Genomic DNA, 20,179 nt, shown 5'->3' on the forward strand with positions numbered 1-20,179 from the left:
CGCCTAAAGCGCTGCCGCCAGTCTTGTCCCCTGATTGATCGCCCGTTTGGCATCCAGTTCGGCCGCCACGTCAGCGCCGCCGATTACATGCGGGGTAATCCCGCGATCAATCAGTGCATCGGCGAGGCTCCGGTCCGAGACCTGACCTGCGCACAGGACAATCGTGTCCGCCGCAATCACCGTGGGGTCGGCGCGCTCTTCGCCAAAGCTGACATGCAGGCCATCTTCGTCGATCCGCTCGTAGTTCACGCCGCCAACAAAATTGACATCCTTCATCTTCAGCGTCGCGCGGTGAATCCAACCAGTGGTCTTGCCCAAACCCTTGCCATGCGCCTGTTTCTTGCGTTGTAGCAGGGTGATCTGACGGGCTGGCGCTTCGGGCTGTGGTCCTTCGGGTGCAAGGCCCGAGCGGTGTTCGGCAGGGTCTGTCACGCCCCATTCCTTCATCCATAGCGGCAGATCGGTGGTCGCACTGTGCCCGTCCTCCAGCAGGAATTCAGAGACGTCAAACCCGATGCCACCCGCGCCGATCACAGCCGCTGATTTTCCGACATCAGCCTTGTCGCGCAACACGTCGATATAGCTGAGCACGTTGTCCCGATCCTGGCCGGGGATTTCCGGATCGCGGGGGGTGACGCCGGTGGCGATGACCACTTCATCAAAGCCGGTCAGGTCATCCACGCTGACCTCGCGGTTCAGTTCCACGTTTACGCCCAGATCGTCCATCATGGTGCGGTACCAATCGACAAGGCCCCAGAACTCCTCTTTCCCAGGAACCTGTTTGGCCATGTTGAGTTGCCCGCCGACCTCGGGCGCGCGGTCGAACAGGGTTACGCAGTGGCCGCGCTGGGCCGCAGTCATCGCAGTAGACAGGCCTGCCGGACCCGCCCCAACGATTGCGACGGATTTTGGTGCTTCGGCTTTCTCGATCACCAATTCGGTTTCGTGGCAGGCGCGCGGGTTGACCAGGCACGACGTCAGCTTGCCGCTGAACGTGTGATCCAGACAGGCCTGATTGCAGGCAATGCACGGCGCGATTTGAGTCGACTGCCCGGCGATGGCCTTGTTTACAAAATCCGCATCCGCCAGCATTGGTCGCGCCAATGAAACCATGTCGGCGCAGCCGGTTGCCAGAACCTCTTCGGCCACTTCGGGCGTGTTGATCCGGTTCGAGGTAATGACCGGGATCGATACCTTGCCCATCAGCTTCTTGGTCACCCACGCAAAGGCCGCGCGTGGAACGCTGGTTGCAATGGTTGGTATGCGCGCCTCATGCCAACCGATACCGGTATTGATGATCGTGGCACCGGCCTTTTCAATCTTTTGTGCCAGTTGCACAACCTCGTCATGGGTCGAGCCATTGGGCACCAGATCGATCATCGACAGGCGGTAGATGATGATGAAATCCGTGCCCACAGCCGCGCGCGTGCGGCGCACCACCTCAATCGGCAGGCGCATACGGTTTTCATAAGAACCGCCCCAGCGATCCTCGCGCTTATTGGTGTGCGTTACCAGGAACTGGTTCAGAAAGTACCCTTCGGATCCCATGATCTCGACGCCATCGTAGCCAGCCTTTTGCGCCAGAACCGCAGCATTCACGATGTCGTTGATCTGTTTCTCAATGCCGTCTTCGTCCAGCTCATGAGGGGGGAAAGGAGAAATCGGGGATTTCACCGGGCTGGGGGCAACGCATTTCGGGCCATAGGCATAGCGCCCTGCGTGCAGGATTTGCATCGCGATTTTGCCGCCTGCTTCATGCACGCGCTGCGTCACGATGGAATGGTTCGCTACTTCCTTATCATTAGTCATCATCGATGCGCCGGGCAGAACCGAGCCTTCGAGGTTTGGACCGATGCCGCCTGTCACCATCAATGCTACACCGCCGCGCGCCCGGTCTGCGTAGAACTCGGCCACGCGGTTCCAGTCACCGGTTTCTTCCAGCCCGGTATGCATCGAGCCCATCAGCACGCGGTTCTTCAGCGTGGTAAAGCCCAGATCCAGCGGGGCCAGCATGTTTGGGTACGCAGTCATGGCGAAACTCTCCCTCCCGAAGTTGGGCTCTAAATTGACCTGCACGTCACCTTTGTCACGCGAAACCTAACGTCACCCCCTTTGCGGGCGCTTTTACCCTTGTTAGAGGTTGGCCGGACAAGTGACGAGGCCACATATGACCCCTGATGAGATTGCCAAACTGCCCTATCGCCCCTGCGTTGGGCTGATGCTGATGAATGCCGACGGCAGGATTTTTGTGGGTATGCGAAACGACGGCCCACAAGACGCATGGCAGATGCCGCAGGGTGGGGTGGACAAGGGTGAAGACCCGCGCGATGCGGCTCTGCGCGAGCTTAGGGAAGAAACCGGGGTGACCGCTGACCTGGTCGAGGTCTTGGCCGAGACTGCGGGCTGGCTGCCCTACGATCTGCCGCATGACATCGTGCCGAACATCTGGAAAGGCCGCTATCGGGGGCAAGAGCAGAAGTGGTTCCTGCTGCGTTTCATCGGGACCGATGATCAGATCAATATCGCCACGGATCATCCCGAGTTCGCTCAGTGGAAATGGCAAGAGCCCAACCAATTGGTGAATGAGATCGTGCCATTCAAACGAGATGTCTACGAACAGGTTCTGAGCGCGTTCAAGACGCATCTGTCCTGAACCCACCCTTTGCGTGAGGCCTAACGTTAGGGAAGGTTGGACATTTCCCAGGCTGATGGGTAGCGCGGAGATGGCATTTTCGGGCTTCTCATGACGTATACGACCTTTCCAAGCACCGCTCGGGCACACCGTAGTGCAGACATGGCCGTTCATGCGGTCGGGTTACTGCTGATCCTGTCAGCGGGCAGCGTTCTTGTGATCAATACCTATGCCCGACTTGAGACGGCTTTGTTTCTTGCGGTTGTGGTCTACGTTCTGTGCGCGTTGGTCTCGAACCTGGCGTCGTGGGCCTATCACTTCGCCCCCTGGCATGATCGTCGCATGGTGCTGCGCCGGATCGATCATGCAGCAATCTACCCCAGTATCTGCGGGACGTTTACGCCGTTCTTCGTTCAGGCGGGTACGGAGTGGACCATGACCTTGCTTTGGCTCTGCTGGAGTCTGACCATCTTGGCGGTCTGGAACAAGATCGCAAATGAAACCATCAAATCCAAATGGTCGACCGCCTCCTATCTTGGGCTTGGGGCCATAGGATTAAGCGCGATGCCCGATATGACAACTGTTCCGGTGGCGACCCTGTGGTGCATCGTCGCCGGGGCTGCCAGCTATGTAATCGGAACGGTTTTCTATGCGCGAAAAACCATGCCGTTTCGTTATGCGATTTGGCATTCCTGTGTGAATATCGGCGGGATCTTCATGTTCGCCGGTATTTGGCTCGCGCTGTTCTCGGGCAACTAAAAAAAGGCCGGTGGGCACTCCGGCCTTTCAAAATTCAACCAGAAGATCCGGTTAAAGCAGGCCTTCGCTTTTCAGCAGCTCAACCATATTCGCTTCAGGGCGCGGGCCTATATGGCTGATCACTTCACGGGCACAGACATTACCAATCTTGGCGCATGTCTCAAAATCCCGACCCGTCGCCATCCCAAACAGGAAACCGGCCGCGAACTGATCGCCCGCGCCGGTGGCATCCACCGGAACCACCTTTTCAACCGGTACGTCCACACGCTGACCATTGTGCAACACCGTCACGCCGTCGCCCGAACGGGTACACACGACCAGCGGGCAAATCTCGGCCGTTTTGGTCAGCGCCTCTTCCAGATCGTCGGTTTCGAACAGAGATTTGATCTCGGCCTCGTTGCCGATCACGAAATCCAGTTCGTTCTCGATCAGCAGCAGGAAATCGACCCGGTGACGTTCCACGCAGAACGGGTCAGAGATTGCGATCCCCGCCTTGCCACCGCCCTTGTGACAGGCACGGGCGGCCTCAAGAAACGCAGCCTTGCCCTTTTCCTTGTCGAACAAATAGCCCTCAAGGAACATGATCTGGCTGTTGCCCGCGACCTCGTCCGAGACGTCCTGAGACGACAGTTCCGAGGAAATCCCCAAGTATGTGTTCATCGACCGCTCACCATCGGGTGAGACGAAGATCATCGAACGCGAGGTCGGAAGCTCGCCGCCCGGAACCGGAGGATTGACGAAATCGACGCCATCCTCGTTCATCGCATCCGCATAGAACCGGCCCAACGCGTCATCATGCACGCGCCCGATGAACGCGGAATCCAGGCCCAGCGCACCCGCGCCCGCGATCGTGTTCGCGACCGAGCCGCCCGGCGTCTGCACCCGCCCCTCCATCGAGGCATAGAGCACTTCGCCGCGCTCCTGCTCGATCAGTTGCATGATGCCTTTTTCAATGCCCATCAGTTCCAGGAAACTGTCATCGGCCTGGGAAATGACATCCACAACGGCATTTCCGATGCCGGTCAGTTGGTAGGTTTTCATAGGGTCTTGTCCTCGAATTGACAGAGATCACGGATGATGCAGGTCGGGCATTGCGGCTTGCGCGCTTTACAGTGATAGCGCCCGTGCAGGATCAGCCAGTGATGTGCATGGAGTTGAAAGTCGGCTGGAATATTGTCCTCGATGGCGCGTTCGACAGCGTCTACGTCTTTGCCGGGGCAAATACCAGTGCGGTTACCAACGCGAAAGATATGGGTGTCCACGGCTTGGGCCGGCTGCCGCCACCACATGTTCAGAACCACATTGGCCGTCTTGCGCCCGACACCGGGCAGCGATTGCAGCGCGGCGCGCGAGTTGGGAACCTTGCCATCATAGTCCTCAACCAGTATGCGGCTGAGCTTGATGACGTTCTTCGCCTTCTGGCGGAACAGGCCGATGGTTTTGATATGCTCGATCAGGCCCTCTTCGCCCAGATCCAACATCTTTTGCGGAGTATCTGCGATCTTGAACAGCTCACGCGTGGCTTTGTTGACGCCCGCATCAGTCGCCTGCGCCGACAGCGCCACTGCGACGACCAGAGTGTAGACGTTCACATGTTCCAGCTCGCCCTTGGGCTCGGGGTCGGCCTCTTGAAAGCGCGTAAAGATCTCGCGGATCGTGTGGTAATCGAGTTGCTTTGCCATCCGAGCCTTAATGCCGCCCAAGGGCCAATGACACAAGCCCAAAGCCAATGCGCAAGTTCCGGGTCGCTTGGACGTGTCTCGCGCGCTATGGTTTAGGCCACAGAATGAGGTGAGAACCATGAACATCCAGACCCCGGAAAGCGGCTATCACTACAACGTCATGCGACGCGCAATCGAGCTGATCGATCAGGGCGGCGAGGGCCTCAGCCTTGAGGAACTGGCGCAACAGATGGATATGAGCCCTGCCCATTTCCAGCGCCTGTTCTCGCGCTGGACCGGGGTGTCGCCGAAGCGGTACCAGCAATATCTGACACTGGGCCACGCCAAGGCGTTGCTGCGGGAACGGTTCACCACGTTGGAGACCGCCCATAACGTCGGCCTGTCTGGCAGCGGTCGCCTGCACGACCTGTTCCTGAAATGGGAATCCATGAGCCCCGGCGAATACGCCCGCAAAGGCGCGGATCTGACGATCTATTGGGGCTGGTTCGAAAGTCCCTTTGGCCCTGCGCTGGTCATGGGCACCGACAAGGGCATCTGCGGCATGGCCTTCGGGGCCGAGACTGGCGAGGAAGAGGCGATGGAGGATATGCTGTCGCGCTGGCCACAGGCTGCGTTCGTCGAGGATCCGATGCACCTGCGGCCCTGGGTTCTGAGCGCCTTTGGGTCGGTCAGCGACCGTTTGCAGCCGACGCCATTGTACCTGATCGGCTCACCCCTGCAGATCAAAGTGTGGGAGGCGCTGATGCACATCCCTTCGGGTCAAGTCACCACCTATTCTGAAATTGCGCAGCGGGTTGGCTCGCCACAGGCCGTTCGTGCAGTCGGAACGGCGGTCGGGCGCAACCCGGTAAGTTGGCTGATCCCCTGCCACCGGGCGCTACGCAAATCAGGCGGCCTTGGTGGGTATCACTGGGGCTTGCCCGTCAAGCGGGCGATGCTGGCCTATGAAGCCGCGCAAGCTGACGCCTGATTGACAAGTGATCCAAACATCGCCAAAAGGCGCGGCAGGTTCGGGTCTCCTGCCGTTCGCGGCCCTTGGCTTTGGTGAAACCCGTTTGAATGAACATCTGTTGCCCTTTTCTGGCGCGTGGATGGAAATGCGAACCCCGTTCTGACTTCGCGCCCGTTACAGAAAACGAGGCACATGATGACAAGATCTGACTCAATCGCCCCAGTGGCGGAGCTGAAATCGCAAGCGAAACGCCTGCGGGAGGCTTTGAAAACCACTGGGGTTTTCGTATCGCACAGTGCGGCGCTGGAGCTTCTGGCCCGGCAGCACGGCGTGCGGGATTGGAACACGCTGACGGCAATCGCGGGAAACCGGATGCATCTGCGCGTGGGTGACCGGGTCAAGGGCCGGTACCTGGGTCAGCCCTTCACCGCCGAAATTCGCGGTCTGACTGTTCTGGGCGATGGCGCGCAGCGTCGGTTGACCCTGCAATTCGATGCGCCCGTGGATGTGGTGCGGTTCGACAGTTTTTCGGCGATCCGGCAGCGCGTTACAGGTGTGATCGGTTGGGATGGCCGATCCACCCGGTGCACCTCGGACGGCGAGCCTCAGCTTGTTGTTCAACCGGCATAAAAAGGGGCGAGGCACTGGATGCGCCTCGCCCTTTCATGACTAATTACGCGTTGAGTTACTCAGCAGCCCAGCCGCCGACTGCTTTGACTTCCAGGAAGTCTTCCAACCCCCAGACGCCGCCCTCGCGCCCGTTTCCGGATTGCTTCATGCCGCCGAACGGGGAACCCGCGCTGCGCGATTTGCCGTTCATCTCAACCATGCCCGACCGCAATACCCGCGCCATGCGGTTGGCGCGCCCGCCGTCCTGAGTTTGAACATAATTGGTCAGACCATAGGGTGTGTCATTTGCTATCTCGACTGCCTCTTCTTCGGTGTCGAAGGGGATCATGGTCAGAACCGGGCCAAAGATTTCCTCGCGCGCGATGGTCATCTGGTTGTTGGCGTCGGCAAAGACCGTGGGGCGGACATAGTAGCCCTTGTTCAGCCCGTCGGGCCGCCCGGTGCCACCGGCGACAAGGCGCGCGCCTTCGTCGATACCTTTCTGGATCAGATCTTGAATCTTGGTCCACTGAAGTTCGTTCACCACAGGCCCGATATGACGGCCTTCCTCCGCCGCGCTAGCGACAGATACGGAATTGGCCACCTCAGCAGCAGTTTCAACGGCTTGATCGTAGATCGGGCGCTGCACAAGCATCCGGCTGGGGGCGTTACAGCTTTGGCCCGTGTTGTTCATCATGTGCAGTACACCACGTTTAATGGCTTTCTCATCGGCGTCGGAAAAAATTAGGTTCGCGCCCTTGCCTCCAAGCTCCAGATGCACCTTTTTTAAGGTATCTGCCGCATTCTTGGAAATGGCCGTCCCGGCGCGGGTCGAGCCGGTGAAGCTGACCATATCCACGTCCGGATGTGCCGACAGTTGCGAGCCAACCCCGACCCCGTCACCGTTCACAAGGTTGAATACGCCGGGCGGGAAACCTGCCTCATCCATCATTTCGGCAAAGATCATCGCGTTCAGCGGGCTTTGTTCCGAGGGTTTCAGCACCATGGTGCATCCCGCAATTGCAGCTGCCCCCACCTTGAGCGTGATCTGGTTCATCGGCCAGTTCCAGGGGGTGATCAGGGCCGCGACGCCTACTGCTTCGTAAATGATGCGGTCATTTGGTGCATGATCACCCAAGGGCCGTTCAAACGAAAAGGCTTTGGCGGCTTTGATGAAGTTTTGCAGATGCCATGTTCCGGCACCAGCCTGCTGTGTGCGGGCCATATCGATGGGCGCGCCCATCTCAAGCGACATGGCTTGAGCCAGATCTTCGCTGCGCGTCTGGTAAATCTCGATCAGTTTCTCGACGAGCGCGATCCGCTGTTCGACTGGAGTGGCCATCCAGCCGGGCAGCGCGGATTTGGCTGCTGCCACGGCGGCGTTTGTATCCGCCTCGGACCCCAGTGAAATCACTGCACAGGGATCTTCGGTCGATGGGTTGATCACCTCAAAATCATGGGCTTGGGACGGGGCAACCCATTCACCGTTGATATAGAAATTACGCTTTTCGATCATGGCGAATCCTCCGGGATCGTGATGTCCTAAACTGGGGTTGCGCACACACTGTCACCGACCCCGGCGCGCGACAAGAGGAGAATTTGATCAAATTTCTTGCGGGTGCTTACTCAGAAAAAAGCAAAGCTGGATTTGCGGAAGGTTTAACTCTGGCGCAAAGTGGTTAGGTTCACAGCATTCGACTCGGTCAGTAACCAAAGAAGGAGATGCCCCATGGGTTTGCGCATCAACGACACGGTCCCGAATTTTACCGCAGAAACAGATCAGGGCACCATTCAGTTTCACGATTGGATTGGTGACAGCTGGGCGATCCTGTTTTCGCACCCAAAGGACTTTACCCCGGTTTGCACGACCGAGTTCTCGGCCGTGGCTCAGCTGAACGATGAATGGGCTGCACGCAATACCAAGGTGATTGGTGTCTCGGTCGATGGGGTTGAGGATCACAAGAAGTGGAAAAAGGACATCGAGGAATACGGCAAGGCCAATCCCGGCTTTCCGATTATTGCCGACGATGGTCTGGCTGTTTCCAAAGCCTTTGACATGCTGCCTGCCGAAGCCTACCTGCCCGATGGCCGCACGCCGGCCGATAGTGCCACAGTACGGTCTGTTTTTATCATCGGGCCCGACAAGCAGCTAAAACTGTCAATGACCTACCCGATGACCGTGGGCCGGAACTTTGCCGAGATCCTGCGGGCGCTGGACGGGTTGCAGATGTCGGCCAAAGGTGTGGCGACGCCTGCCAACTGGATTCCGGGCGAAGATGTGATTATCCCGCCGGGCGTTTCAAACGAAGATGCCAAGGCGAAATTTGGTGAGTTTGAAACGATCTTTCCCTATCTGCGTAAGACCAAGGCCCCGTCGTAAGGCGGGACCGGGTCAGGGGGGCTGTCTGCCCCCCGTCGCGCCTAGTGGCGCGACTCCCCCCGAGGATATTTGTGGCCAGATGAAGCAAGTGGCTTCGGGCCCTCAGGGGTGCACGCGGCCGCAGAACTTTAGCGGATCAGAAACTGTAGCGCAGCCCGAAGTTCACACTGAACGTATCCAGATCATCTTCGACCGTGCCAGTCAGCGCGCCGTTGGGGGCCAAGCGGGCCGACGACACATCGAAAGCGCGTGAATAACGGGCATCAACCGTGAAGGCGGTGGACGCGTTGATTTCATAGGCCACACCCGCGATCAATTGAGCAGCGAAGTTGGTATCGCTGTCATCAAGAGCGACGCCCGGGCCGTAAGCAAAGTCGATGTCAGAATAGGTAGCGCCCAGACCAAAGCCAGCAAACGGGGTAACCTTACCGGACTGTTTGAAATCAAACAGAACATTGGCAAACAAAGAGGTTTGCGCGATATCGCCCGAAACATTGCCTTCTGGCGCTGGCCCATTGCCCGAGAAGTTCACGCCATCGACATCATTGTCGCGATAGGACAGTTCCAGCTCTAGGCGAGTGCCGATCCGGTCATTTGACCATTGCGGAATTTCTTTACCGATCGCGATACCGATACCATATCCCGCATCGAAATCGGTATCGACAGATTGTGTTGCGCCTCCGATCGTGCCGGAGAAGTCGCTGTCCTGAAGCTGACTATAGCCCAGAAACCCCTGTATATATGCACCATCAGTCAGGCTTTGAGCTGAGGCATGCGTTGCGGCAAGGGCCAGGGTTGCCGATGCCAGAATACCGCGAATGACCATGGTCGTTGTCCTTTGTTCCGATTGATTTCTCGCAGCAATATGAGCGGGCAAGATCAGAAGAAAAGGCAGCGGGCCTTCACGTTGGATCACTCTAAATTGGAAGCTGGTGAGGGAATAAATTCCTGTTTCAAGTTGTTCCTGCATCCCTCGATTGGAGGTGTGTCGATTCCGCGGTGCAGGGCAATTGGTGTCGTATGCGTTACGCCGCTTTCTCTTGGGCGTGGTGCTGCATCTCCAACTGTGGCGCGGTGAGAACGAATTGCAGCGCTCGCGCCTCGTAGTTTTTCAGCACAGGTAGCACTGTTGACCCGTAGCCTACTGCCCCTTTCGACAGTTCCGGAAACAGTTCGAACAATTCTCGGCGGGTTGCAGGAGCCATTGCATTGACGGTTGTATCGCCGGGAAAAAAGGATTCAGACCACAGTCCTTCTACATTCACCAGCTCATGCCGGTCGAACAGGATGTGGATGTATTCAACACCGTTCTCGGGTGTTTCCTGCGTTATAGTGTTCTGGTTGATCAGCGCTTTCGCTGTGGCCAGCATGAGCGGTTCGCAATGTGTCAGCTCCATTACGGGGGACGTGACGGCGATCCGGTGTTGTGGAGAGACCAGCAAATCGCGGCGCGGGCAACCGTGGCCAAAATTGTCTGCCTTGATCCGAACCGGGCATAAATGGGGGTTGGCCTGCAAATCGAGGCGGCTTAGGCGACGTCGGCCGATCCAGCGGATGACGCGGGTTTGACCTTGGGCAACGCAGGCTGGATCGCCGGGTTGCAACGTCTCGACCTTGCGGAGGCCATTGGGTGTCAGGATCAGAGACCCCGACGTGAAACACACGAAGGAGGGCAGGGATTGATACGCCGCCGACTGAGCGGTTCCAGCAAAGCCGGTATCCGAGATTGTGTCACCCAGCGCAGCCTGCCCCGAGGTGACGATGATGTATCGCGGGTTGCTGAACTGGATCAGGGTAAAGCGCACCGGCGCCCCATTAACTGTGCCCGTATAGCTTTCGAACGTGCTGAAGTTCTGGGACGAGCCCGAAAACCCGGGCAGGGATGTCAAATCAAGCTGTGCGCTGTCTGGGTCAGGGTCTTGGAGGAAGGCATCATTGTCGATGATCTCAACCGAATACGCCTGCGTGATGTCGACGCTGCGATTGCTGAACGGGTCCGCACTGATTTCGAATACGGTAACTGAGGCCACGATCGAAAGGCATCCCTGGAATTGACAAAACAAACCTTAAGGTTGAGCAAATACACGCGATAAGAGTTAACAATTGATTTACCAATCCGCGGTGCGGTTGTTTCGTCGGCGGAGCGGCGCGAGAAATACTGTGCCATTCAGTGGACGGTCGATTGTAGCGATGCCGACGAAGCTGCCTTTCACTGCTTCGTCCACAAAGGTCCGCCTTTCATTCGACCGGGGTGCCGAAGACAGCGATAGCACACCCGAGCAAAGCCAAGGCTGTAAAGAACACCATGCGTGCAGGATCGCGGGATCTTGCGGCGCGGATCGTGGCGGCCATGGATTGAAGCGCATAGTAAAGCGCAAAGGCCCGCGACGCATAGCTGATGATTTCAAAGATATTGGCGGTCCAGGTCAGCGTAAGACCAGCAGCAACTAGTAAAGCATAAGCCAACTTTTCAGAGACAAACCCGCCGCTCACTTCTGCAATCAAACCGCCTGATCCGCTGGTATCTGCAATAGCGGCACTGAACTGCGCGCTCAACGCCGCCACGACCAAAAGCAGCGGCAGGATTGGGGCAACAACCTGCATGAGGTCGATGATCGCGGTTTCGTCTAGCGACTCCGGATCGGTCTCGAAGGCAAAGGTCAACAATCCGACATACAGACAGTAAATGCCGGTCGACAGCACCTGCGCCAAGCGCATGGAGCGGATGCGAGTCGCGGCATCGTAGGTTCCGGCCAGATAGCGCGATGTTTCAAATCCCTGAACCGTGACGATCAACCCGGCCATGAGCGTGAAGGCGGTCCAGCCCGTGACCTGCGGTGTCTCGAATTGCAGCGCGTGTTGCCCCGCCACGTCGCCAAAATGAACGGCAAGGCCAAATAGCAAGCCCGCGATGATGGCAAGCTTCAACCCCACGGAAATCTGTTCCATCCGTTCCAGCGCGGCAAAGCCACGCGTCAGACCCGTAAACAGAATCAGGAGGAAGACCGCACTGGTGAGCAGGTTGGCGTGGAACGCGTCATCAAGCTGCGTCAAGCTAACGCCAAATGCCCCAAACAGGTTGAGGTAATAGGAAACGGATACCACGAATGCGAAGGCAAGGACACAGGACGACATCGTTTCGAGCGCATTTATGACCGGGGAGGTGTGCGGCTGACGGTCAATGTCGGCGATGTTGAACCGGATCGCAGTGCCAAACAGATAGGCCACCGCACACAGACCGATCATCACAAGCGGCGCATAACCTCCAAAGCTCACATCGAGAATGGGTCCCAGAACAAGAAAACCGCTGCCAATGATCGACGCCAAGGGTGTGATGGTGGCGCGCCACAGTTGCGCATTGGCCAGCCGGGGCCAGATCAAGACCGCTCCAGCCAGAGTAACGGTTGCGAGTATAAAGGAGTTCAACATGGTTGGAGACATACCTGTGCCGCGCGGCAGAGTAACGCCCCGAAATTAAAAGCCGTCATTGGTGCAGTGCGCAGCATGTGGCACTTTGGGCTCGAAGCCGACATCGGGAATGAACTGAGCACCTGTAGGGAAGCGCGCTACCACAACCCACCATGTAAAAAGGCCCCGGTCGAAACCGGGGCCTTTGATATCGAAAGAAAGGGCGGTTTATTCTGCGTCTTCTTTCTTTTCTTTCTTCTCGGGCACGACTTCTTCGCCGGTTTCCTGATCGACCACTTTCATCGACAGACGGACCTTGCCGCGGTCGTCAAAGCCCAGCAGCTTGACCTTAACTTCCTGACCTTCCTTCAGAACATCCGACGGATGGTTCAGGCGGCGGTTTTCGATCTGGGACACGTGCACCAGACCGTCGCGCTTGCCAAAGAAGTTTACGAAAGCACCGAAGTCGACGATCTTGACGACCTTGCCGGTGTAAACCTGACCTTCTTCCGGCTCGGCGACGATCGAGTGGATCATCTCATAGGCCTTTTTGATCGATTCACCATCGGGCGAGGCGATCTTGATGACGCCATCGTCGTTGATGTCGACCTTGGCCCCCGAAACCTCGACGATCTCGCGGATGACCTTACCGCCCGAGCCGATCACTTCACGGATCTTGTCGGTCGGGATGTTCATGGTCTCGATGCGCGGGGCGTGTACCGAGAATTCATTGGTCTCGGACAGGGCTTTGCCCATCTCGCCCAGGATGTGCATCCGGCCGTCCTTGGCTTGCGCCAGGGCTTTCTCCATGATCTCGGGCGTGATGCCCGCAACCTTGATGTCCATCTGCAGCGATGTGATGCCGTTTTCGGTACCCGCCACCTTGAAGTCCATGTCGCCCAGGTGGTCTTCATCACCCAGAATGTCCGACAGGATGGCGTATTCGCCGTCATCTTCCAGGATCAGACCCATGGCCACACCGGCAACCGGGGCTTTCAGCGGAACGCCCGCATCCATCATCGACAGCGAACCGCCGCAGACCGATGCCATTGAGCTGGAGCCGTTGGATTCGGTGATCTCCGACACGATACGGATCGTGTAAGGGAAGTCGGTCGCCGCAGGCAGCACCGCCTGCAGGGCGCGCCATGCCAGCTTGCCGTGGCCGATCTCACGTCGACCGGGGCCACCCACGCGGCCAACTTCACCAACCGAATAGGGGGGGAAGTTGTAGTGCAGCAGGAAGTTCGATTTGAAGTTGCCATGCAGCGCGTCGATGAACTGCTCATCGTCGCCAGTGCCCAGCGTGGTCACGGCCAACGCCTGAGTCTCACCACGTGTGAACAGGGCGGATCCGTGCGTACGCGGCAGCATCGAGGTTTCTGCAACGATCGAACGGATATCGGTGGTCGACCGACCGTCGATCCGCTTGCCACCCTTGACGACGTCGCCGCGCAGGATGCCGGCTTCCAGCTTTTTCATTGCGGAACCGAGGTTGCCGTCTTCCAACTGTTCCTCGGTCAGCGCTTCCTTGATCGCTTCGCGGGCAGCGGCAACAGCGGCGGTGCGCTCTTGCTTGTCGGTGACCGCGAAGGCTGCGCGCATCTGCTCTTCACCGGCGGCCTTAACGGCAGCGGACAGCTCAGAGTAATCCGGCGCCTGGAAGTCAAACGGTTCTTTTGCGGCTTCTTCGGCCAGCGAAATGATCAGGTCGATCACCGGCTGGATCTGCTCATGAGCAAAGTTTACGGCACCCAGCATTTCCGCCTCGGACAACTCGTAGGCTTCCGATTCCACCATCATCACGGCGTCTTTGGTGCCAGCGACAACCAGATCCAGACGCTGTTCGGGGTTCAGGCGCAGGTCCTGCATGTCGTCGACGGTCGGGTTCAGGACGTATTCGCCATCCTCAAACCCAACACGGGCACCAGCGATCGGGCCACGGAACGGCGCGCCGGAAATGGTCAGGGCAGCGGATGCAGCGATCATTGCAACGATGTCGGGATCGTTGACCAGATCGTGGGACAGCACGGTGCACATCACCAGAACTTCGTTCTTGAAGCCGTCAACGAACAGCGGGCGGATCGGACGGTCGATCAGACGCGCGGTCAGCGTCTCTTTCTCGGTCGGGCGCGCCTCACGCTTGAAGAAGCCACCCGGAACTTTACCGGCGGCATAGTATTTTTCCTGATAGTGGACGGTCAGCGGGAAAAAGTCCTGACCGGGTTTTTGCGCCCGTGCAAAGGTCACGTTTGCCATGACGCTGGTTTCGCCCAGCGTGGCAATCACGCTGCCGTCGGCCTGACGGGCAACCTTGCCGGTTTCCAGTGTCAGCGTTTCCTCGCCCCACTGCATTGATTTCTTCGTTACATCAAACATATGCGTATCCTAGAACGGAGCACTCCCGCCCCTGCGGGTCTCCGGTTTGCATGGCGGCCCCATTGCCGCCGACCCCACTTTATCTTCCATTCGAGTGCCGGGGTCAGGGCACAACGTCTCAGATAGCGCGCGCATACAGGAGATTGGGGCCGAAGGGAAGCGAAACCGAACAAAGCAGCGGCGGGTCGCCATCCTGCATCTATAGGCCCACCCAAATGAACGCCATGGCAAACGGCGTAGGATTGCATACATGGTCATACATATCTGATAACTGAGGATGCGATGACCTTTTGCCAGCGGTTTCTGACCGTCATCATATTGGCCCTTTCAGGCGTTTCATCACTAGCAGCGCCCGTCAAACCTATTGAGTGGTCCGCCTTGCCTGACCCCGCAGCGCAGGTCTTCGAAGATCCTTTTCGTGATCTCAATGATGAGCAGGCCGATGACATCAGGTTTGCGCTGCGGTTGCGTGGGCGGCTGGAACAGAATGTCGGCAGCGCAGGGGAACGGCAGCAATGGCAAGAGATGTTGGTCGAAACCGAAGCCGCCCTGGCTGCTGATCAAATCGATATCGACTGGCTCATGTCTCAGCGCGAGGCGGTGATCCAGCGGCGCGAGACTGCCAATACCACAGGCAACCCTGTGCTCGACGATCAGATCATTTCGATCGCGGGCTACGTCATCCCCGTACCGCCTGATGAACAGGGTCGCACGGTTGCCTATCTGGTGCCTCAGCCCGGCATGTGCAGCCATCTGCCGCCGCCGCCGCCCAACCAGATGATCCGGCTCCTGCTTTCAGATCACTGGGCCCCGGCCGGCTACTATGAGCATGTGCGTCTGATCGGTCGTCTAGCGATTGCACCAACCAGGTACGAGACGTTTGTCATCGATGGGCAGGTTCCTATGCACGCAACCTTCAGCATGGAGGTTCAGGAGGCCGAGATTCTGGACGGCGGGGAGGTTCAATTCAATGAATTTCTAACGTTGCATGATCGGTTACGCGCAGCATTGGGGCGAAAGTCCAGCGGTGCTGTCGATGCACCTTAACCCGATACCACAGGACAAAAGATACATTCGAAAAGCAGAATAGTTTTGTGTAAATTTAGTGACAGTGTAGGCTTGGCCTACAAGACCTATGGTCGTGAGGACGGTAACGCGCCAAGGTAACACAAAAACAGATGCCGCCTCCGACCGAAGACCTTGGCGTTTGCACCTAGCAAACTGAGGGTAAGTCGAATGGCACAAACCAAGAAAATGCTGGATCCGGATCCACGGATCTATGATTTTGAGACCGAATACGAGCTGGGGCAGGATAATGTCCGACCCTTCGGTCTGGACATCCACAACCCGGTCTTTTTGATCTCAAGTATCCTGATCTTTGCGTTCGTTCTGATCGCTTTGGCCAATCAGGAATCCGCTGCTACATTCTTCGGTTGGCTGCGGCCCTGGCTGACCAGCACGTTTGACTGGTTTTTGGTGCTTTCAGTGGATGCAATCACCCTGTTCTGCCTTGTTCTGATCGTCCTGCCGGTTGGCAAGGTGCGGATCGGGGGCAAGGATGCCAAACCTGACTATTCCTATGCCGGATGGATTGCGATGATGTTCGCGGCCGGTATTGGCATCGGTCTCTTGTTCTTTGGTGTGATGGAACCGGTCTATTACAACTTTGCCGAAGGCGGAAACGCTGTGCCATTGGGTATCGACATCGCGGTTCCGGGCAATGAATACGCCGGTATTGTGGGGACGATCCACCATTGGGGTCTAGAAGGCTGGGCGGTGTACGCAGCTGTTGGTCTGAGCCTTGCGATCTTTGCCTATAATCTGGACCTGCCGCTGACCCTGCGGTCGGCTTTCTACCCGATCCTGGGTGAGCGCGTCTGGGGCTGGTGGGGCCACCTTATCGACACGCTGGCGGTATTTGCCACATTGTTCGGTCTGACAACCTCGCTGGGTCTGGGCGCACAACAGGTTGCGGCTGGACTGAACGAGGTGTTTGGTATCGAACCCAGCCCGACCGTGACTGTTCTGTTGATCATCGGGATCACGCTGATCGCTTTGGGGTCGGTCTTGATGGGCATGGATGCAGGTGTCAAACGGCTGAGCGAGATCAACATGATCATGGCCGTCGGCTTGTTCATCTTTGTGATCGTCGTGACCGGCGTCGGCACTGCCATCGCGCGATATTTCAACGTCATGGTCGACTATGTCTACCACCTTCCGGCCTTATCCAACCCGTTCGGGCGCGAAGACACCAGCTATTTCCATGGCTGGACAACCTTTTACTGGGCCTGGTGGATCGCGTGGTCACCCTTTGTGGGCATGTTCATCGCCCGCATCTCAAAGGGTCGCACGGTGCGTGAGTTTATCCTGTGCGCGCTACTGGCTCCGACAGCGGTCTGCGCGCTGTGGATGTCAACCTTTGGCGGCGCCGCCATCGACATGCTGAACGCGGGCGGAGCCGAAGGCGTGCGTGCCACGGTGATTGACAGCTATGCGCCAGAAGGTGCCTTGTTCGGCTTCCTGAAAGAGCTGCCGCTTTACGGGATCGTCGCGCCCATCGCGTTGGTCCTGATCGTGGTGTTCTTTGTCACCTCGTCGGACTCGGGCTCGCTGGTGATCGATACGATCACCGCAGGTGGCAAGATGGACGCGCCGGTGATCCAGCGGGTCTTCTGGTGCACGCTCGAAGGTCTGGTCGCCATCGCGCTGTTGCTGGGTGGCGGATTATCTGCCCTGCAGGGTGCCGCGGTGTCTACGGGCATACCGTTCACGCTGGTGGTTTTGATCATGTGCTACTGCCTGTGGCTGGCACTGAAATCAGAAAAGGCGAAGATGTAAAACGCCTTAAGCCATGAGAAAATGAAACGTCCGCCTGTTTGGCGGGCGTTTTTTATGTGTGAGGTTGACCACAGAGAAAATCCAAAACCCGTCTATTCTACCCGCGTTGTTGTTTCATAGTTTAGCAAAGGTTTTCTCATGCAGCTTCATTCCGCCTCAGGCATTTCATTCAATCCCGATGTGTTCGATGAATCATTTGTCGATATGCTCGACAATCTTCCCGAAGATGCGGTCGAGGATATTGATATAGACGAAACTACTGAAATGCCGCTGATGACCGCCGCGCCAACCGCCGAGCCAAGTGACGCGGATGTTGCCGCGATCATGGAAAGCGCGTGGCAAGAGCTTTATAACTCTGAAGAGGGGGCCGATATCCGGTCGCTTCCCGAAGAACAGCAGGCACAGATTAAGGCGCGTTTCCTGTCGCCGGACCCGATCTCCGAAGCTGATGCCGCGACTGTCCCGATCGATGATGCGCCTTTCTCGATTGAAGAAACGGCGGACAGTCTAATCCTGATGCAAGGCAATACGCCACTGCTGGGCGCGCCTCTTGGGTCCAGCAAAAGCCAGAAGAAAAAGGCTGCATTGAATACGTTTATCGGCGCGGCAGCAAAGGCTTTTGCCGATATCATCACCATGGCGATGGCCGCCTTGGGGGTCTATCAAGCGCTAGGCAGCAAAACCGTGACAAAGGCAGGTGCCGGTATCGCTGTCAAATGTAGCAAACCGATTGCCCGCCATGCAGGTGCCATCGCAAAGGCTGGCAAAGCAGGCGGTGATGTCGCCAAGATGAAGGCCATGCTGGGCGTGGCCAAAGCATCGGTCGGCTTCACCAAGCTGGCAGGTATCGTTCTGACCGATATGAGCGGTCTGGAAAAGGCGGCCGCGATTGCCACCTGCGTGGGCGGCATGACACTGGCTTTGGCTTCGGCTAGCGGATCGTTCTGGCTGTCGATGGTCGCGATGGTCGCTGCGGTGGCGATGTTCGTAATCGATACCGCGCTGGCGGTTGATACCTACAAAAAGTGGCAGGCGATCTAGGCCGGAAACCAAGAACGCCCGCCAAAGTGGCGGGCGTTTGAAATCTGCAAGCGGTGAGAGCCAACCTTAGCGGCGGATGCCCAGCTTTTTGATCAGGTCCTGGTAACGCGCTTCTTCTTTGCCCTTCAGATAGTCCAGCAGCTTACGGCGCTGGGCAACCATTTTCAGCAGACCGCGACGACCGTGGTTGTCTTTTTTGTGGGTCTTGAAGTGCTCGGTCAGGGTGTTGATGCGCGAGGTCAGGATGGCAACCTGGACTTCTGGCGAACCGGTGTCGCCGTCCTTGGTTGCGAATTCTTTCATGACGCGTGTTTTTTCAGCGGCAGTGATCGACATCGGGGTCTCCTTCAAAGGTTAGAGTTAATGGCGCAGGCCGGGATGTCGTCCAGCGCAGGCCCATGGAGAAAACCGCACCGATTCCGATGCGGATGGGCGCGTATAGGCGCTTTTGAAAGGAATGGCAAAGGGTTTCTGGGGCCCTAGCCTATCGATCCATATTGGGCCAGTTCGGCCTCGGTGATCAGCTGAATATCATCAAGGCTGATGCCGTCAGCGCCAAAGACCTGGGCAACCTCTTCTCCGTCAACCACGATACGGGTCAGGTTGGGAGTGTCCTCATCCCGTTCGATCTGAATGTCGGGATTGGTCTGGTCTTCCCAGGTGATAAACAATTTGTCGTCTCCCGGTTCAAAGCCCATGATGGTGACATCCTCGGCCTCCGAACTTAGGACAATGTTATCAGCCCCGTCGCCCCCATTGGCCACATCTGATGTATGGGCCACGATGGTATCTTCGCCATCACCCCCGTTCAGAAAGTCGGTCTGGTCGAACCCTCCGTCGTCACGGCCAAGCAGCAGATCATCGCCATCGCCCCCGAACAGCGTGTCGGTGCCCGCGCCCCCCGACAGCCTGTCATCGCCATATCCGCCATGCAGCGCGTCATCTCCTTTGCCACCCGCCAGTTCATCATCGCCCTGACCACCGTAGAGCGTATCGTCGCCCGCGCCACCGTCCAGTTCATCGTCACCGAAATGACCCGCAAGTAGGTCGTCGCCCTGATTGCCGAACAGCAGGTCGTCACCATCTTCACCGTGCAGCGTATCCTCCCCATGACCGCCGAACATCACGTCCTGCCCATCGCCGCCATGCAAAACGTCATTGCCGCATCCGCCGTTGATCAGGTCATCGCCGGCATAGCCGTTGATCTGATCGGTCCCCTCTTGCCCGGTGATCTCATCCACGCCGTCCGTTCCTGCGATCACCAGATCGCCCAGATGTTCGGAAATCACCGTACCTGTTGAAATGTCGGGGATGTCTTCTGTCGCAGGTGGATCGACATATTCGCCGACCTCCAGAAACTCACCTTCGGGGATGTCGTCGGCAATATTGTCCTGTGGTTCGTCTTCGTCCCGCTCGTCTTCTTCTGAGGTCAGAACATCGCCAATCGCATATGCTGCGCCACCAACGGCTGCCAATCCAATTAGTCCGGCCAGAAACATGGG

18 protein-coding genes are annotated in these 20,179 nt (G+C 57.7%); 8 read left to right on the top strand and 10 right to left on the bottom strand.

The genetic code is table 11. The features are described 5' to 3' along the window. Positions 1-3: 3 nt before the first annotated feature. Positions 4-2,031, bottom strand: coding sequence for an FAD-dependent oxidoreductase (locus ACR0KG_RS01615; RefSeq protein ID WP_480826292.1), 2,028 nt, complete (start codon positions 2,029-2,031; stop codon positions 4-6). A 136-nt stretch (positions 2,032-2,167) separates the two neighbouring features. Here ACR0KG_RS01615 and ACR0KG_RS01620 point away from each other — a divergent pair, with 136 nt between their 5' ends. Then, entirely contained in the window at positions 2,168-2,653 is a 486-nt protein-coding gene (locus ACR0KG_RS01620) for an RNA pyrophosphohydrolase (protein WP_480826293.1), read from the top strand. 141 nt (positions 2,654-2,794) lie between these two features. Continuing rightward, positions 2,795-3,391 carry a PAQR family membrane homeostasis protein TrhA gene (gene trhA / locus ACR0KG_RS01625; protein WP_480826294.1) on the top strand — a complete coding sequence of 199 codons (597 nt, stop codon included), beginning with the start codon at positions 2,795-2,797 and terminating at the stop codon, positions 3,389-3,391. A 51-nt stretch (positions 3,392-3,442) separates the two neighbouring features. Here the strand turns inward: trhA and ACR0KG_RS01630 are convergent, their stop codons facing one another. Together ACR0KG_RS01630 and nth are read right to left on the bottom strand one after the other, a co-directional pair. Further along, complete coding sequence (locus tag ACR0KG_RS01630) at positions 3,443-4,432, bottom strand: adenosine kinase (protein WP_480826295.1); 990 nt, start codon at positions 4,430-4,432, stop codon at positions 3,443-3,445. Further along, on the bottom strand, positions 4,429-5,073 hold the full coding sequence (gene nth / locus ACR0KG_RS01635) for an endonuclease III (protein WP_480826296.1): 645 nt from the start codon (positions 5,071-5,073) through the stop codon (positions 4,429-4,431). The genes ACR0KG_RS01630 and nth overlap by 4 nt, the downstream gene beginning before the upstream one ends. A gap of 118 nt (positions 5,074-5,191) precedes the next feature. Between nth and ACR0KG_RS01640 the strand changes: the two genes are divergently transcribed. Both ACR0KG_RS01640 and ACR0KG_RS01645 read left to right on the top strand, forming a co-directional pair. Further along, complete coding sequence (locus ACR0KG_RS01640) at positions 5,192-6,043, top strand: methylated-DNA--[protein]-cysteine S-methyltransferase (protein ID WP_480551083.1); 852 nt, start codon at positions 5,192-5,194, stop codon at positions 6,041-6,043. 177 nt (positions 6,044-6,220) lie between these two features. After that, on the top strand, positions 6,221-6,655 hold the full coding sequence (locus tag ACR0KG_RS01645; RefSeq protein ID WP_480826297.1) for a glyoxalase superfamily protein: 435 nt from the start codon (positions 6,221-6,223) through the stop codon (positions 6,653-6,655). A gap of 55 nt (positions 6,656-6,710) precedes the next feature. Here the strand turns inward: ACR0KG_RS01645 and ACR0KG_RS01650 are convergent, their stop codons facing one another. Continuing rightward, a complete protein-coding gene (locus ACR0KG_RS01650) occupies positions 6,711-8,150 on the bottom strand; it encodes an aldehyde dehydrogenase family protein (protein ID WP_480826298.1) in 1,440 nt (479 codons plus the stop codon). A 213-nt stretch (positions 8,151-8,363) separates the two neighbouring features. Here ACR0KG_RS01650 and ACR0KG_RS01655 point away from each other — a divergent pair, with 213 nt between their 5' ends. Continuing rightward, positions 8,364-9,014, top strand: coding sequence for a peroxiredoxin (locus tag ACR0KG_RS01655; protein WP_480826299.1), 651 nt, complete (start codon positions 8,364-8,366; stop codon positions 9,012-9,014). Between the two features lie 136 nt (positions 9,015-9,150). On the opposite strand, the gene ACR0KG_RS01660 is transcribed toward ACR0KG_RS01655, so the two are convergent. The 4 genes from ACR0KG_RS01660 to pnp form a co-directional block, all read right to left on the bottom strand. Continuing rightward, entirely contained in the window at positions 9,151-9,840 is a 690-nt protein-coding gene (locus tag ACR0KG_RS01660) for an outer membrane protein (protein WP_480543351.1), read from the bottom strand. Positions 9,841-10,039: 199 nt separating this feature from the next. Beyond that, the gene (locus ACR0KG_RS01665) at positions 10,040-11,044 is read right to left on the bottom strand and encodes a Hint domain-containing protein (protein WP_480826300.1); all 1,005 of its coding nucleotides are present in this window, start codon (positions 11,042-11,044) and stop codon (positions 10,040-10,042) included. A 208-nt stretch (positions 11,045-11,252) separates the two neighbouring features. Then, positions 11,253-12,443: a hypothetical protein gene (locus ACR0KG_RS01670; protein ID WP_480551091.1), complete on the bottom strand. Its 1,191-nt coding sequence runs from the start codon at positions 12,441-12,443 to the stop codon at positions 11,253-11,255. Positions 12,444-12,650: 207 nt separating this feature from the next. Next, on the bottom strand, positions 12,651-14,798 hold the full coding sequence (pnp, locus tag ACR0KG_RS01675) for a polyribonucleotide nucleotidyltransferase (protein ID WP_480826301.1): 2,148 nt from the start codon (positions 14,796-14,798) through the stop codon (positions 12,651-12,653). Between the two features lie 282 nt (positions 14,799-15,080). Between pnp and ACR0KG_RS01680 the strand changes: the two genes are divergently transcribed. The 3 genes from ACR0KG_RS01680 to ACR0KG_RS01690 all read left to right on the top strand — a co-directional run bounded on the left by ACR0KG_RS01680 (position 15,081) and on the right by ACR0KG_RS01690 (position 18,677). Next, complete coding sequence (locus ACR0KG_RS01680) at positions 15,081-15,845, top strand: DUF3299 domain-containing protein (protein ID WP_480826302.1); 765 nt, start codon at positions 15,081-15,083, stop codon at positions 15,843-15,845. Between the two features lie 189 nt (positions 15,846-16,034). Continuing rightward, positions 16,035-17,636: a BCCT family transporter gene (locus ACR0KG_RS01685; RefSeq protein WP_480826303.1), complete on the top strand. Its 1,602-nt coding sequence runs from the start codon at positions 16,035-16,037 to the stop codon at positions 17,634-17,636. A gap of 138 nt (positions 17,637-17,774) precedes the next feature. Next, positions 17,775-18,677 (top strand): hypothetical protein, encoded by a 903-nt coding sequence (locus tag ACR0KG_RS01690; RefSeq protein WP_480826304.1) that lies wholly within the window; start codon positions 17,775-17,777, stop codon positions 18,675-18,677. Between the two features lie 66 nt (positions 18,678-18,743). Here the strand turns inward: ACR0KG_RS01690 and rpsO are convergent, their stop codons facing one another. Then, entirely contained in the window at positions 18,744-19,013 is a 270-nt protein-coding gene (rpsO, locus tag ACR0KG_RS01695; RefSeq protein WP_170428415.1) for a 30S ribosomal protein S15, read from the bottom strand. Between the two features lie 143 nt (positions 19,014-19,156). Then, a complete protein-coding gene (locus tag ACR0KG_RS01700; protein ID WP_480826305.1) occupies positions 19,157-20,176 on the bottom strand; it encodes a calcium-binding protein in 1,020 nt (339 codons plus the stop codon). Positions 20,177-20,179 lie beyond the last annotated feature (3 nt).

Source organism: Ruegeria sp. H4 (assembly GCF_056533065.1).